Source organism: Pseudorhizobium banfieldiae (assembly GCF_000967425.1).
In the GTDB taxonomy this organism is placed as follows: Bacteria; Pseudomonadota; Alphaproteobacteria; order Rhizobiales; family Rhizobiaceae; genus Neorhizobium; species Neorhizobium banfieldiae.
In genome coordinates, this window is the sequence record NZ_FO082820.1 from 243,168 (window position 1) to 258,289 (window position 15,122).

The window sequence follows — 15,122 nt, forward strand, 5'->3', positions numbered from 1 at the left end:
CGTGCGGATGACACCCTCGCGCAAGCTTCGCCGTCTAGGAAGACGGTGAACTGGCAGTACTCCTGCCGCCATCTCATGAAGAGACGGATGCATCATGGCGCAACCACCTGCACTTTCCATTCCCAAGGTAGCACCGAACGGACGCGATGTCGGCTTTGCGCTGGGCATCATCGCAATCCTCGGCATCCTGTTCCTGCCCATACCGACCTTCATGATCGACATGGGCCTGGCATTCTCGATCGCCTTCTCCGTGCTGATCCTGATGGTGGCGCTCTGGATCCAGCGGCCGCTGGATTTCTCTTCCTTTCCGACCATCCTGCTGATCGCCACGATGATCCGCCTGTCACTCAACATCGCGACGACGCGCGTCATCCTGTCGAATGGACACCAGGGCCACGACGCCGCGGGCGGCGTGATCTCCGGGTTTGCAGGCCTGGTCATGTCCGGCGACTTCGTGATCGGGATCATCGTCTTCATGATCCTGATCACCGTCAACTTCATCGTCATCACCAAGGGCGCCACGCGTATTGCAGAAGTCGGCGCTCGCTTCACCCTCGATGCGATACCCGGAAAGCAGATGTCGATCGATGCGGATCTTTCCGCCGGCGTGATCGACGAGAAGGAGGCGCAACGCCGGCGCGGCGAGCTCGAGCAGGAAAGCTCCTTCTTCGGCGCCATGGACGGTGCGTCCAAGTTTGTCCGTGGTGACGCGATCGCCGGCCTCATCATTACCGCGATCAACATCTTCGGCGGGATCATTATCGGCTATTTCCGTCACGGCATGGAAATTGGCGAAGCAGCCGATGTGTTCGTCAAGCTGTCGGTGGGCGACGGCATTGTCTCGCAGATTCCGGCGCTGGTTGTTTCGCTGGCCGCGGGCCTCCTCGTGTCGCGCGGCGGCACAGCCGGGTCAACCGACAAGGCAGTCGTGGACCAGCTGAGCGGCTACCCGCGTGCTCTCTCGATGGCGGCCAGCCTGATGGGAATGCTGGCGCTCGTCCCGGGTCTTCCACTGGTGCCTTTCCTGGCGCTTGGCGGCGTGATGGGCTTCGGCGCCTGGTATATTCCGCGGCGTCTGGAGACCGAGAACAAGCAGCGCCGCGAGGACGAGGAGAAGAAGGTCGTCCAGAACAAGGAGGCGGAGAAGGATTCCGTCAAGAGCGCGCTCCGGACGGCCGAAATCGAGCTGGCACTCGGCAAGCAGGTCTCCACGCGCCTGCTCGGTGCGCATCAGGAGCTCGCCTTCCGCGTCGGCAAGATGCGCAAGAAGTTCGCGACCCAGTACGGCTTCGTGGTACCGGAGATCAAGGTGTCCGACGACATCATGATCCCGGAGAAATCCTACCAGATCCGTATCCACGGAACGACGATCGCATCAAACACGCTGCGTGTCGGCGACGTGCTGGTCGTAACCGGTTCCGGCCGCAAGCCGAGCATCCCTGGTGATGAGATCCGCGAGCCCGCATTCGGCATGCCGGCCGTATCGATCCTCGAGACCTTTGCGGAAGACCTGAAGCGCGAGGGCTTCCATCCGATTGATAACGTCTCCGTCGTGCTGACGCACATGTCCGAGGTTATCCGCAACAACCTGCCGCAACTCCTGTCCTACAAGGACGTGAAGGTCCTGATCGATCGCCTCGATCCCGAATACAAGAAGCTCGCCGACGAGATATGCTCCTCGCATATGTCCTATTCGGGCCTGCAGGCGGTGCTGAAGCTTCTGCTGGCCGAGCGCGTCTCTATCCGCAACCTGCACCTGATTCTGGAAGCCGTCGCGGAACTGGCTCCTCACGTGCGCAAGACCGAGCAAATCGTCGAGCATGTCCGTGTTCGCATGTCGCAGCAGTTGTGCGGCGACCTCGCGGACAATGGTGTGCTTCGCGTTCTCCGCTTGGGAACCAAGTGGGACATGATCTTCCACCAGGCCCTGAAGCGCGATGCGAAGGGCGAGGTCGTCGAGTTCGACATCGATCCGCGCAGCCTGGAGGAGTTCAGCGAGCAGGCGACCAAAGTTATCCGTGAATTCATGGACCGGGGACTGCCTTTCGTCCTTGTCACATCGCCTGAAACACGGTCCTATGTCCGCATGATCATCGAGCGGCTGTTTGCAACGCTCCCCGTTCTCTCCCACGTCGAGCTTGCCAAGGGACTCGAGATCAAGATTTTGGGCTCCATCTCCTGATGGCCGAGCCCGGCAGGGGATCGTCCAAATGATTGCCGACCCGCAGGGGACCATACTGGCACTGTTTCTCGCCTTCTGTCGCATGGGCGGGTGCATCATGGTTCTGCCGGGATTCGGAAGCGCACGCGTACCTGCCAACATTCGGCTTTTCCTGGCGGTGGCCGTGTCCGTGGCGGTTCTCCCGCTTCTATGGGACGTCATCTATCCGCGAGCTACTTCGCCCGATGCTACCTATATCGGGCTGATCGTTAGCGAAACGCTCATCGGCGTCGTCTACGGCCTGATTGCCCGCCTCTACACGCTGGGCATGCAGTATGCGGGCGCGATCCTCACCATGTCGATCGGGTTCACGGCGCCGGGCGGTACGGACGTCCTGGAGGATACCTCAGAAAACCAACTGACGAACCTCCTGACCTTCAGTGCGCTTCTGCTGCTCTTCATGCTCGACTTCCACCACATCGTTATCCGCGCTCTGGTGGATTCATACGCGGCGACGCCTGTCGGAAATCTGGTCGATCCCCAGAAGATGCTGATCACTCTGACGGACACGCTGCGCGCCTCCACGGATCTGATGTTGCGGCTTGCAAGCCCCTTCCTGATCTACGGCCTGATGTTCAACGTCGGCATTGGGTTGATCAACAAGCTTGCGCCACAGATCCCGGTCTTCTTCATCTCCACGCCATTCCTGCTCGCGGGCGGTCTGTTCCTGCTCTACCTGTCGATCGCCGCCCTGATTCGCCAGTTCGCGGACGGTTTCCCGATGGTCTTTCTTTCCTTCTGAGGTGTCATGGCTGACGAGCAGAACAGGTCGAAGAAGTTGAAACGCCTCGTGAGCGTTCAGCGCCATATGGAAAAGATGGCGGAGCAGGAGCTCGCCGCAACGACCCAGCACCGTGCCGAGGTGGCCCAGTCGATGGAAGTCGTGATCCAGGCGATCGGCTCGATCGATCCGATTCACCGTTCCTTTTCGCAGAACTACGCCGAGCGCTTCGGCCGCCTGACGATCAAGGACGGCCAGTTGGAGAGCATCCAGCAGATACAGGAAATGAAGGTGCTCCGGGAGCGCACGAAGGGCGATCGGCTCGAGGAGCACATGAAGAAGGCACGCGAGCAGGAGGAGCGCCAGGCGTCCGACCAGGCGATCTACGATCTCCTGGAAATCACCTTCGCCGCGCCAGCCTCCAGCAAGGTTCAGTCGTCATAGTCTTGGCCACAGTCGAAAGGGGCGGCCCAAGCCGCCGCTAGAAAGCAATCGAACCGTTGCTGCCATGGCCGACATGCCTGGCGGCCGTGGCGAAAGGAACTGACGTGGCGATCTCCCCTCCGAGCGATCTCGTCCTGGACGTGGTCCGGGCTGCAGACCCGGCTGAAGTCCAGGCGGCCCAGGCGAAGTTGAAGGCGAACAAGGCTGCATTCGCGGCAACCAGTCTGGCCGAGGTCGGGGCAGGTTTTGGCGCGGCGCTCGACGTCATCTCGACGCCGGCGACGAAGGCCGGGCTTGCCAATCCGGCGGCCGCGGCAGAGACGGCGCGGATGCCGGAGGAATACCGTAAGTTCGAAGCAAGCATCCTGCAGAACTTCGTCAGCTCCATGCTGCCGAGCGACAGCGAGCAGGTCTATGGCAAGGGTTCGGCCGGCGAGTTCTGGAAGAGCATGATGGCCGAGCAGATCGCAGACGGCATGTCGCGGAACGGCGGGATCGGCATTGCCGAGCAGATGTACTCCCAGGCATTGGCGCGGCAGGAGGCTGCGGTCGTCAATGCCACGACAGATGAAAGCGATCGCGATCGCGCCATGCGGATGAAGACCGATATTGAACGTCAGGTCCTGGATCTTGCTCCTACGCAAGAGGGTGAGGCCTGATATGGAAAGTGCTGGGGCAGGACAAATGGAAGTTGTTTCAAACGATCACCGGATCAAGACAGTGCTCGGCCGCCTGGAGATGATCGTCGATAACGAGAACCAGCGGCTGGGGACGGATGCGGAGTTCGATCTCAAGGTCTCGAACGCGCACAAGAGCAGGTGCCTGTATGAACTGACCATGTTGTTCCGGAGCACGGATCCGAAGGAACTGGCAGTCGCCCACATCGACCAGATGCACCACTTGAAGGAAAAGCTCGCGATCAATGCGCGCCGTGTCGAGGCACATCTGCACGCCGTGCGCGCGGTCGCTGACCTACTCAAGAACGCGGCCCGTGAAGCCGACGGTGACGGCACATATACCCAGGAACAATTCCTCTACAGCGAGATGTGATGATCAAGCTGCTTCTGACCGGACTGTGGGTCTGCATCGTGACGCTGGCCGCTGTCTATTTCTCCGTCCAGATGTCTGCACCGCCGCCACCCGTCGACGAGGAGGCTGCCCGCAAGGAGGCATTGGAACTCGTCCGGGGCGAATCGCTCACGGTTCCGGTCATCTCTGACGGTATGATCACAGGCTATTTCCTTGGCCGCTTCTCGTTCATGATGGACAAGGAACAGATCAAGGGCCAGAAGCTTCCGATGACGGAACTGACGACCGACCAGTTGTTCACGCTTCTGGTGGGCGACAAGATGATCGATCTCGGCAACCCGGGCGCGTTTGATCTCGAGACATTCCGTACCCGCATCAAGGACCAGCTGAACGCTAAGCTGGGCGAAGGCATGGTCGATGAAGTCCTTGTCGAACAACTGGACTTCCTCTCCAAGGAAGACATTCGAACCAATGTTGCCCGGGAAGGCAAGCGACCGGTCGCGCCGACCAAGATCGTCGAAGGCGTCGTTGTCGAGGAGCCGAAGCCTGCCACCCACTAGCCCGTAAAGCCCCGATTGTTCAACATTGAGCGATCTGCTTACCCGGCCATTCATCGGGCTCTGCTAGAACCGTCGACCAAAGATGGTTCGGTGGTCGTTGATGCGAGAAGCAAACTCTCCAGATCAGGATTGTGTCCCGGTTTTTGTTCAGCCGTCATCTCTGACTGACGGCAGAGCCGCAGACCGACCGCAAACTTGGAACGCGACGCTGGCGGCGCTGGAGGCGATGATCTTCGGACAGGCGACCGGTACATCAGTTTCATTCGATGAAGATGTACTCAGGTCCGACCGCGGTCCGCTCGGGGCCGTCTCCCGTCTACGGTCGCTTTTCCTTGCACCGCGTCTGCGCAGGCTATGGTCGTGGAGGAGCGGGCGCTGGAACTGCTCCGCCTCCGAGCTCGTCCCTTCGCTGCTGACCTTCGTCGAGCGTCCGCTGCGGATCATCGTGATCGGCCGGACGGCCGATGATCTGGCTTCGGCAGGGCGTCATCTCAAGGCCCATGCCCCCTGGCACAGTTACACAATGGCTGACCTCGCTCAGTTGCGCGATCTTCCGCACTCCGATCTGGCACTGATTGCCATTCCCAATATCAGCGCCGAAGATCGGCTTCGGCTCTCGGTGGCTTCGGTGACCCTCAAGCTGTTTTGTGGCACGACACCTGAACGTCTAGTCGCGCGGATGGAGCCGCTTCAGGCTGCGCCTCCGGATTGGCAGAACCAACGTCACCGGAAGGCAGCGTGAGACGGTGGTGCGCCACCGATTAACGGTTTGTTTCCCACGTCTGTTTAGCATCCCTTCATGATGTCCTGAGGCGGCAGAGCGAACTGCCGAGCTGACAAGATGCTAGCCGACCGTCCGAACGATGGCCTGAGTGAAGTCGATGCATTGGCATCGGCGGCGCCATCGCGCCTCCTCCCCGATATCGTGACTATGCTCCTCGCCGCGGTGGTAGGTGCCGTGATCTCGCTTCCCCTGGCAACGTGGTCGCCCCGCCAGGTCAGTGCGGATGCGATCCTGAAAATCGAAGGCGGAGCGCTCACCGCTTCGATGGCAGCATCTCTGTCCAATGCCCTATCCTCTGGGGCCCACGAGCCCGTCCATCCCGAAGCGGACCGGCAGAACGAAGCGGATGCCGGAAACAGCTCCCTGTCTGGCATGATCCTCGACGCACTGTTGGGCGCTCCACCGGTCACTTACGTCGACGAAGCGGCCGCTGAGGTGGCAGCCGGTTCAGTCCAGCTTATCCCCGAGGAACAAGGCAGGATGCTGCTGGTCCGCGCGACTGCTTCCGACGCGGCCACCGCAACGCGCGCAGCCAACAGCGTGGCCGCTGATCTTGTCGACAACCCGGCTGTTTGGCTTCCTGTCGCGCCCGATCAGAGATTGCCGAAACTCAAGGCGGCGGCCGAAGAGGCGAGAATGGATCTTGAAGCCTTCAAGGCAGGTCTCGACAGCAAAGAGCTTGCTGCGGCCGAGCGCGCGGGCGGAGAGGCGGAGTTCTCCCGACAGGAAACCAGTGCGCTTGAAGCCCGGCTCATGCAACTCGACGAGCAGGTGCAGGAAGCCGTGTCGATGACGTCTGCTGACGTGCTGAAGCAGCCGCTTCCGGACCGGCTCGAATACACTGCGCTCGAGTATCATCGGGAGCGGTATGTCGACGCGAAGCTTGCCTTCGATAAGCTCTCGCGGCAGTTGGGGCCGCGCCATCCCAACCTTCTGGGTGCGAAGGGCGCGCTCGATGCCGCGAAGGCCGACATCGACCGGGAACTGGTGAAACTCGTGAAGGGCCTTGAGGCACAGAAAGCGGACGCGTCGCAGAAACTCGCCGAACTGAAGCGTCGGAAGCCTGCCGTCTCACCCGAAAGTCAGGCGCTGCGCCAGAAGCTGGTTTCACTGGAAGCAGCGGCGCGGACGGCCCAGGAACTTTACCGCAAGGCCAGCAGCGTAGCTCAGACGGGCAATGCTGCGAGCCCGCTGTCCCTGACGCTGATCGCCCGGGCGGAGCCGGAACGCGCTGTGACCGCGGGCTGGATGTTTCCGGGAGCGATGGCCACCGGAGCGGTGGTGGGCATGTCGATAGCGCTGATGTTCCTTCAGTGGCGGCGTCGTTCGCGCACGGTGTCTCGCGCCATCACTAAGGATGTCCGCGATGGCTTGCGGTTGGACCCGGATGTGCAGGAGATGAATGGTGCTCTTTCGGACCATGGTGAGGGCGTAGAGGACAATCCTCTCCTGTCGCCTTCAATGGATGATGCACCCCTGGCGAAGCGAATTCGACAGATCCTCCATCACAACGCCGTTCCCGCGGATCGCGCTTCTTCCTTTCCGCCTCTCGTGGCATCAGCGATCGCGGGTGAGGTGCATCACTCGGTTCGCCATGAGCTATCCTCTGGAGATCTTCCCCGGCCAGCCAATGACGAAGATCCGCTGGAGCGGGAGCTCTGGGAACTGCACCACCAGCTTGTCGAGCTTCGGGGACGGGTCGAGCGTCGCTCCGCCGCTGTCCGCTGAAGGCATTCTTTCTTGCATTTCTCGTGCTCGCGACGCATTAGGCATGCAGCCTGATGTGCAGCCGGGCGCTGCACAGAATTCAGTTTCGGTCTCATTCGACAACGGGGAACGCGTGTGGCTACGATCATCGACGGCAAGGTAGCGGCGCAATCGGTCATTGAGACCGTGACGAGGGCTGCGGCAGCTCTGGAGAGCGGCGTCGGAGTGAAGCCTGGCCTCGCCGTGGTCATCGTCGGCAATGATCCTGCCAGCCATGCCTATGTCAATTCCAAGAGCAAGATGGCCAAGCAGTGCGGCTTCAACTCGGTGCAGCACAGCCTGCCTGAGGAGACAACGCAGGAGGAGCTGGAGAAGCTGGTCTCCGAACTGAACGCCGATCCTGCCATTCATGGCATTCTCGTCCAGTTGCCGCTGCCGAAGCACCTGAAATCGGAGCCGGTGATCCAGTCGATCGCGCCGGAAAAGGATGTCGACGGGCTGAACGTCGTCAACGCCGGCAAGCTCGCGACAGGCGATCTCGCGAGCGGGCTGATCTCCTGCACGCCGGCCGGCGCGCTCATCCTCATCAACAAGATCCATGGAGCCGACCTGTCGGGTCTCAACGCGGTCGTCATCGGTCGTTCGAACCTGTTCGGCAAGCCGATGGCCATGCTGCTTCTGTCATCGAATGCGACGGTGACCATGGCGCATTCCCGCAGCAAGGATCTTCCTGGCATCTGCCGCCAAGCGGACATCCTCGTCGCCGCCGTTGGACGCCCCCACATGGTCAGGGCCGGTTGGGTGAAGCCCGGTGCGACGGTCGTCGACGTCGGCATCAATCGCGTCCCCGCGCCTGAAAAGGGCGAGGGCAAGACGAAGATCACGGGCGATGTCGCCTATGAGGAATGCGCAGCGGTTGCCGGTGCGATAACGCCGGTGCCCGGTGGCGTTGGTCCCATGACAATCGCCATGTTGATGGCCAACACCGTGGTTGCCGCCTGCAGGACATTCGGGCGCCCGATCCCGAAGTTCTGACGGCACGAGCCATAGCCCCCCTCAGCGGGGGGCGGCGCCCGTCGAGTTGCGGACGATCAGTTCAGCCTTCCAAAGTTCCTGCTCGGGGCCGGTCTCAAGTCCCTTGATCCGGTCGATCAGCCGCTGGCCGATGCGCACGCCCGCAGCCCTGAGCGATGACCGTGTCGTGGTCAGCGGTACGGAAAAATCTTCCGGCTTGAGCAGCGGCAGGACGTCGTCATGGGCGATCAGGGAGACATCCCGGCCGAGCCTCAGGCCCGCCTGATTGACGGCCCGTATCGCGCCGAGTGCGAGTACGGTACTTGCGCAAAGCACGGCCGTGGGGGGCGAGGGCTGTTCCAGAAGCTCCTTCATGCCGCGGAAGCCGAACTCGTCGGTCATAGCCGTATGGCGCATCTGCTCAGCCTCCAGGGCAAGTCCTTTCGCTGCGAGCGCCGCCTCTACCCCGGCTTTGCGGCGGATGGTGAAATCAACCCCGCCCGGTCCGTTGAGCAGGCCGATCCGCCGATGTCCGAGTTCCAGGAGGAGATTGGTGGCGTCGCGAAAAGCGGCCTCGTTGTCCACGTCGAGGTAAGGGTAATCGCCCTCGATCCCAATCGAGCGCCCGTGGACCAGATAAGGGATCCTGAGCGACTGCATCAGCGTAATCCGCGGATCATTCGCCTGCATGTAAGCGAGATAGATCCCGTCGACGCTGCCGCTTGCGACAAGCCCGCGCAGCGCCTCCTCCTCCTCGCCAGGCTTCTTCGGCATCAGCACAAAGTGAAAATCCCGCCGAGCCGCTTCCTCGCCCAGGCCGCTCAGGAATTCCGCGAAATGGATATCCGCATAATAATCGGGCGCTGCGGGCATGACGAGGCCGATCGATCCTGCCCGCCCGGTGGCCAGACGCTGCGCCGCTGCATTGGGACGATATCCTGTCTCTTCTGCAGCCTTGAGAACGCGCTCTCGCGTTGCCCTGTTTACCTCCGGATAGCCGTTCAGCGCGCGACTGACGGTAGTCTGTGACAGGCCCAGCAGCTCCGCCAACTGCTTCAGGTTCACAGCTACTCCTCCCTAGCACACTCTCAAAGCGCTTTGGATTAGTAGCAGTGGTTTCTTGAAATCTCAAACAAAAGCTGCGGGGCAGCTTCAACCGCTCCGCAGGATCTGCTGCGGTGCAGCACTGATATCCGGACCAAGGACTTGACAGTGACAGGTCTGAGAACACATGACTACCGATCAAAGCGCTTTGGACAGACGGCGATCTGTGACGCTGCGCGACCAATAACCAGGGAGGTCTTCGATGATGAACAGGTCACTGTGGATGGGCGTTGCGCTGACTGCGCTTATGGCAGGTGGGGCTGCCGCGCAGGAGCTCAAGTTCGCTCCGGGCGAAGAAGCGCGTTTTAACTGGCAGAGCTTCGAGGACTTCAAGTCGGCCCACGGCGATCTCAAGGGGCAGAGCCTCACCCTGTTTGGTCCATGGCGCGGCGACGACGAGATCCTCTTCAACAGCGTGCTTGCCTATTTCCGCGAAGCCACCGGCGTCGATGCCCGGTATTCCTCTTCGGAGAATTACGAGCAGCAGATCGTGATCGATACCCAGGCGGGGTCGCCGCCGAACATCGCCATCCTGCCGCAGCCCGGGCTGCTGGCCGATCTCGCATCGAAGGGCTTCCTCGTTCCCCTTGGCGACGAGACGGCAAACTGGGTCAAGGAAAACTACGGCGCTGGCGAGAGCTGGATTGGTTACGGCACCTACAAGGGCAAGGACGGCGCGGAAGCCTTCTACGCCTTCCCCTATAAGGCGGACGTGAAATCGCTCGTCTGGTACGTGCCGGAGAATTTCGAGGAGGCCGGCTACGAAGTGCCGGAGACCATGGAAGACCTGCTGGCGTTGAGCGACCAGATCGTCGAGGACGGCGGCGTGCCGTGGTGCATCGGTCTGGGTTCGGGCGGTGCTACCGGCTGGCCTGCAACCGACTGGGTCGAGGACCTGATGCTGCGCACCCAGCCGGCGGAGACCTACGACAAGTGGGTGATCAACGAGATCAAGTTCAACGATCCGGCCGTCGTCGGCGCGATCGAGGAATTCGGCAAGATCGCCCGCAATGACAAGTATGTCAGCGGCGGCGTGGCCGCTGTTGCTTCGACCGACTTCCGCGACAGCCCGAAGGGTCTCTTCGACATCCCACCGAAGTGCTACCTGCATCACCAGGCGTCCTTCATCCCGTCCTTCTTCCCCGACGGCGTGGAACTCGGTGCGGATGCTGACTTCTTCTACATGCCGACCTACCAAGCCAAGGCTGATCTCGGCACTCCCGTTCTCGGCGCAGGCACGCTGGTCACCATCACCAAGGATTCCCCCGCCGCCCAGGCCTTCATAGAATTCCTGAAGACGCCGATCGCGCACGAGGTCTGGATGGCCCAAGCCGCCTTCCTGACGCCCTACAAGGGCGTGAACGTCGAGGCCTATGCCAACGACCCGCTGAAGAAGCAGGGTGATATCCTCACCTCTGCCACCACATTCCGCTTCGACGCATCGGACCTGATGCCCGGCAAGATCGGCGCAGGCGCCTTCTGGACGGGCATGATCGACTATGTCGGCGGCAAGGATGCCGAGGCTGTCGCAACGGATATACAGAACGCCTGGGACGGCTTGAACTAAGTTCAGCGGGACCGTGCCTCCGGTCGTCGGACGCACGGTCCCCTGAAGCAGCAATAGATTCAGCGGCCGCAAGAGCCGCAAGGCCGGGAGGGGGAGTGATGGCATCACAGATCGTATCGGCCGTCGGCGTCATGGTCGTCGGCGTTTTTGCCTGCGCCCTCTATTACTGGCTGTCGGACAAGACCCTCCAGGTCATCTTCCCCACGCCACGAGACGATGTCCAGCGCGCATCGCGCAACCTCAACCGGCGAGCGGTGGTCCGCCCCTGGCTTTTCCTCGGGCCTGCCTTGATCCTTCTCGGCATCTACCTCGTTTATCCCGTCGTCGCGACCTTCATCCTGTCCTTCTACGGCCGATCGGGAACAGTCTTCGTCGGGTTGGACAACTATCGCTGGGCGCTTTCCGATGCCGGTTTCCGGCAGTCGATCTTCAACAATTTCCTCTGGCTCTTGGTCGTGCCGGCCGCCTGCACCTTCCTGGGTTTGGTGATCGCGGTTCTGACGGATCGCATTTGGTGGGGCAACATCGCCAAGAGCCTTGTCTTCATGCCGATGGCGATCTCCTTTGTTGGCGCATCGGTGATCTGGAAGTTCATCTACGAGTATCGCGGGGCGGGACAGACGCAGATCGGCCTGCTCAATGCCATCGTCCAGTTCTTCGGCGGCGACCCGCAGGTCTGGATCGCGCTGCCGTTCTGGAACAACTTCTTCCTCATGGTCATCCTGATCTGGATCCAGACGGGTTTCGCCATGGTGATCCTGTCGGCGGCGCTGCGCGGCATTCCCGAAGAGACGATCGAGGCGGCGGTGATCGACGGCGCCAATGGCTGGCAGATCTTCTGGAAGATCATGGTTCCCCAGATATGGGCCACAATCGCTGTCGTCTGGACGACGATCACCATCCTCGTGCTCAAGGTCTTCGACATCGTGCTGACGATGACCAACGGCCAGTGGGACACGATGGTGCTCGCAAACCTGATGTTCGACTGGATGTTCCGTGGCGGAGGTGATTCCGGCCGAAGTGCGGTCATTGCCCTAGTGATCATGGCCGCGGTGACGCCAATCATGATCTGGAACATCCGGCAGGCGAACCGCGAGACGGGAGGACACTGACATGACCGCTCTCGCAACACGTATCCGGCGCGTCGGCCTTCCGCGTCTCTTCGTCCATCTCTCGGTTCTGCTGATCGTCATCATCTGGCTGGTGCCCACGCTCGGCATCCTGGTCACCTCGATCCGCGACCGGGACCAGATCACGACCTCCGGCTGGTGGACGGCGTTCTCGAACTCCGCCCAGACGGCCGCGGTGCGCCTCGCGGAGCCTTCCGCGCAGCGGCAAGAGGGTGCAAGCTACGTCATCACCGGCAATGTCTTCGAGGAAGGTGCCCCCGGCACGGTACGCGCCTTTGGTGTTCGCGTGCAGGAGCCGGCGGCGTTCAAAGCCGGCGAGACTGCCGATCTGGGAGATGGCGAGGCACTGACGGTCAACGGCGACGGCAGCTATGTCCATTCCAGCACGACACCCTTCGAGGGAAACCGCGGTCAACGGGTCTATCTGACGGTGGCGACGCCGCCCGAATTTACGATGGAAAACTACCAGACCGTGGTGAATGCCGAAGGTCTTGGCCAGTCCTTCATCAATTCGCTGACGGTGACCATTCCGGCAACCGTGATTCCGATCCTGATTGCGGCCTTTGCAGCCTATGCACTGTCGTGGATGGAGTTTCCCGGGCGAACGATCATCATCGCGACCGTCATCGGCCTCATTGTCGTGCCGCTCCAGATGTCGCTGATCCCGCTTCTGCGGTTGTACAACGAGATCAGCATACTCTTCGGCGTCCCTTCGAAGACCTATGCCGGGATCTGGCTCGCGCATACAGCTTTCGGCATGCCGCTCGCCATCTACCTGCTGCGCAACTACATCGCGGGCCTGCCCAAGGAGATCATCGAATCCGCACGTGTCGACGGCGCAAGCGACTTCGAGATCTTCATGAAGATCGTGCTCCCGCTTTCTTTCCCGGCGCTCGCCTCCTTTGCGATCTTTCAGTTCCTCTGGGTCTGGAATGACCTGCTGGTAGCCATCGTCTTCCTCGGCGCCAGCCGGGACCAACTGGTCCTCACGGGCGCACTGAATGCGCTGCTCGGCTCGCGGGGAGGCAATTGGGAGATTCTGACCGCTTCCGCCTTCATCACCATCATCGTGCCCCTCCTCGTGTTCTTCGCGCTCCAGAGATATCTGGTCCGCGGCCTGCTGGCGGGCTCGGTGAAGGGCGGCTGAGCAATCTTCTTTGCATGACAACAGGACACTGAATGACCATACTCGCAGGAACGCCCGCGGCACCGGACAAGGACTGGTGGCGAGGCGCCGTCATCTATCAGATCTACCCACGCTCCTTTCAGGACTCCAACGGTGACGGGATCGGGGACCTGAAAGGTATCACCGCGCGCCTGCCGCATGTCTCGGCTCTCGGTGCCGACGCGATCTGGATCTCGCCGTTCTTCCCGTCGCCGATGAGGGACTTCGGCTACGACGTATCGAACTATACCGAGGTCGACCCGATGTTCGGGACGCTCTCGGATTTCGATGCGCTCATCGCCGAGGCCCATCGCCTCGGCCTCAAGGTGATGATCGACCTGGTCATGTCGCATAGTTCTGACCAGCATGCCTGGTTCATCGAGAGCCGGTCGAGCCGGGTCAACCCGAAGGCGGACTGGTATGTCTGGGCGGATGCCAAGCCGGACGGTACGCCGCCGAATAACTGGATGTCGATCTTCGGCGGGTCCGCATGGCACTGGGACCCGACGCGCATGCAGTACTACATGCACAACTTCCTGACCTCCCAGCCGGACCTCAACCTGCACAATCCGGAGGTCCAGGATGCGCTCCTCGACATGACGCGCTTTTGGCTGGAGCGGGGCGTGGATGGCTTCCGGCTCGATACCATCAACTTCTACTTCCATGACAAGGAGCTGCGCGACAATCCTGCACTCGAAGTGTCGCGGCGCAACGCCTCCACGGCGCCTGCGGTCAATCCTTATAATTTCCAGGAGCACATCTACGACAAGAACCGTCCGGAGAACCTGGATTTCCTGAGGCGGTTCCGCGCGGTGCTCGACGAATTCCCGGCAATTGCCGCCGTCGGCGAGGTGGGCGACAGCCAGCGTGGGCTGGAGATTGTCGGCGAGTACACATCCGGCGGCGACAAGATGCACATGTGCTACGCCTTCGAATTTCTGGCGCCGGACGCGCTGACGCCGTCGCGGGTCAAGGAGGTCCAGACAGCATTTTCGGCAGCAGCGCCCGAGGGCTGGGCCTGCTGGGCCTTCTCCAACCATGACGTCGTCCGTCACGCCAGCCGCTGGGGCGCCGAGGTCCAGGATCGCGATGCCTATGTCAGGATGCTCGCGGCAGTGCTGATGACGCAGCGCGGATCGGTCTGCATCTATCAGGGCGAGGAATTGGGCCTGACCGAAGCGGACATCGCGTTCGCCGACCTGCAGGACCCATACGGGATCCAGTTCTGGCCAGAGTTCAAGGGGCGTGACGGATGCCGCACACCGATGGTCTGGGATGCTCAGGCACTTCATGCCGGCTTCTCCACCTCCGACCGCACCTGGCTTCCAATTCCCGTCGAACACCAGCTTCGCGCCGTCAGCGCCCAGTACGGCGATCCGGACTCGGTGCTGGAGCAGTACCGGCGCTTCCTTGCATTTCGCAAGCAGCATCCCGCGCTGGCCAAGGGAGACATGGAACTGTTGCCGTCCGAGATGCCGCTCCTGCAATATGAGCGGCGCTACGGCAACGAGATCGTCCTGTGTGTCTTCAACATGTCGCCGCAGCCGGCGACGGTAGAGCCGCCTCCCGGCGATTGGGAGGTGCTGGAGGGTCACGGCTTCGGAAGCACGGTGGAAGGCAATCGCATAGACTTGCCCGCATGGGGGGCGTTTTTCGCCCGGCGGGCCTAAAGGAGG

At 61.6% G+C, this 15,122-nt stretch carries 14 protein-coding genes; 13 read left to right on the forward strand and 1 reads right to left on the reverse strand.

Annotation, left to right across the window (positions count from 1 at the left end; all coding sequences use genetic code 11):
- Positions 1–94: 94 nt before the first annotated feature.
- From flhA to folD, 9 genes are all read left to right on the forward strand, one after another.
- Entirely contained in the window at positions 95–2,182 is a 2,088-nt protein-coding gene (flhA, locus tag NT26_RS01205; protein WP_052636981.1) for a flagellar biosynthesis protein FlhA, read from the forward strand.
- Between the two features lie 28 nt (positions 2,183–2,210).
- Positions 2,211–2,963: a flagellar biosynthetic protein FliR gene (gene fliR, locus NT26_RS01210; RefSeq protein ID WP_052636982.1), complete on the forward strand. Its 753-nt coding sequence runs from the start codon at positions 2,211–2,213 to the stop codon at positions 2,961–2,963.
- Between the two features lie 6 nt (positions 2,964–2,969).
- Positions 2,970–3,386 (forward strand): hypothetical protein, encoded by a 417-nt coding sequence (locus NT26_RS01215; RefSeq protein WP_052636983.1) that lies wholly within the window; start codon positions 2,970–2,972, stop codon positions 3,384–3,386.
- Between the two features lie 104 nt (positions 3,387–3,490).
- Positions 3,491–4,045: a rod-binding protein gene (locus NT26_RS01220; protein WP_052636984.1), complete on the forward strand. Its 555-nt coding sequence runs from the start codon at positions 3,491–3,493 to the stop codon at positions 4,043–4,045.
- 25 nt (positions 4,046–4,070) lie between these two features.
- Entirely contained in the window at positions 4,071–4,436 is a 366-nt protein-coding gene (locus NT26_RS01225; RefSeq protein ID WP_052636985.1) for a hypothetical protein, read from the forward strand.
- Positions 4,436–4,975 (forward strand): hypothetical protein, encoded by a 540-nt coding sequence (locus NT26_RS01230; RefSeq protein ID WP_052636986.1) that lies wholly within the window; start codon positions 4,436–4,438, stop codon positions 4,973–4,975. Before NT26_RS01225 ends, NT26_RS01230 begins: the two co-directional genes overlap by 1 nt.
- Before the next feature lie 226 nt (positions 4,976–5,201).
- Positions 5,202–5,717 carry a hypothetical protein gene (locus NT26_RS01235; protein WP_052636988.1) on the forward strand — a complete coding sequence of 172 codons (516 nt, stop codon included), beginning with the start codon at positions 5,202–5,204 and terminating at the stop codon, positions 5,715–5,717.
- A 99-nt stretch (positions 5,718–5,816) separates the two neighbouring features.
- Positions 5,817–7,487, forward strand: coding sequence for a GumC domain-containing protein (locus tag NT26_RS01240; protein ID WP_052636990.1), 1,671 nt, complete (start codon positions 5,817–5,819; stop codon positions 7,485–7,487).
- 114 nt (positions 7,488–7,601) lie between these two features.
- Entirely contained in the window at positions 7,602–8,501 is a 900-nt protein-coding gene (gene folD / locus NT26_RS01245) for a bifunctional methylenetetrahydrofolate dehydrogenase/methenyltetrahydrofolate cyclohydrolase FolD (protein ID WP_052636992.1), read from the forward strand.
- 21 nt (positions 8,502–8,522) lie between these two features.
- Here folD and NT26_RS01250 read toward each other — a convergent pair whose 3' ends face one another.
- The gene (locus NT26_RS01250) at positions 8,523–9,545 is read right to left on the reverse strand and encodes a LacI family DNA-binding transcriptional regulator (RefSeq protein ID WP_052636993.1); all 1,023 of its coding nucleotides are present in this window, start codon (positions 9,543–9,545) and stop codon (positions 8,523–8,525) included.
- A 244-nt stretch (positions 9,546–9,789) separates the two neighbouring features.
- Between NT26_RS01250 and NT26_RS01255 the strand changes: the two genes are divergently transcribed.
- From NT26_RS01255 to bglA, 4 genes are all read left to right on the forward strand, one after another.
- Complete coding sequence (locus NT26_RS01255; protein ID WP_052641659.1) at positions 9,790–11,151, forward strand: ABC transporter substrate-binding protein; 1,362 nt, start codon at positions 9,790–9,792, stop codon at positions 11,149–11,151.
- 98 nt (positions 11,152–11,249) lie between these two features.
- The gene (locus NT26_RS01260) at positions 11,250–12,263 is read left to right on the forward strand and encodes a carbohydrate ABC transporter permease (RefSeq protein ID WP_052636994.1); all 1,014 of its coding nucleotides are present in this window, start codon (positions 11,250–11,252) and stop codon (positions 12,261–12,263) included.
- Position 12,264: 1 nt separating this feature from the next.
- Entirely contained in the window at positions 12,265–13,428 is a 1,164-nt protein-coding gene (locus NT26_RS01265) for a carbohydrate ABC transporter permease (RefSeq protein WP_052636995.1), read from the forward strand.
- Between the two features lie 32 nt (positions 13,429–13,460).
- Positions 13,461–15,116 carry a beta-galactosidase BglA gene (gene bglA, locus NT26_RS01270; protein ID WP_052636996.1) on the forward strand — a complete coding sequence of 552 codons (1,656 nt, stop codon included), beginning with the start codon at positions 13,461–13,463 and terminating at the stop codon, positions 15,114–15,116.
- Positions 15,117–15,122: the final 6 nt, after the last annotated feature.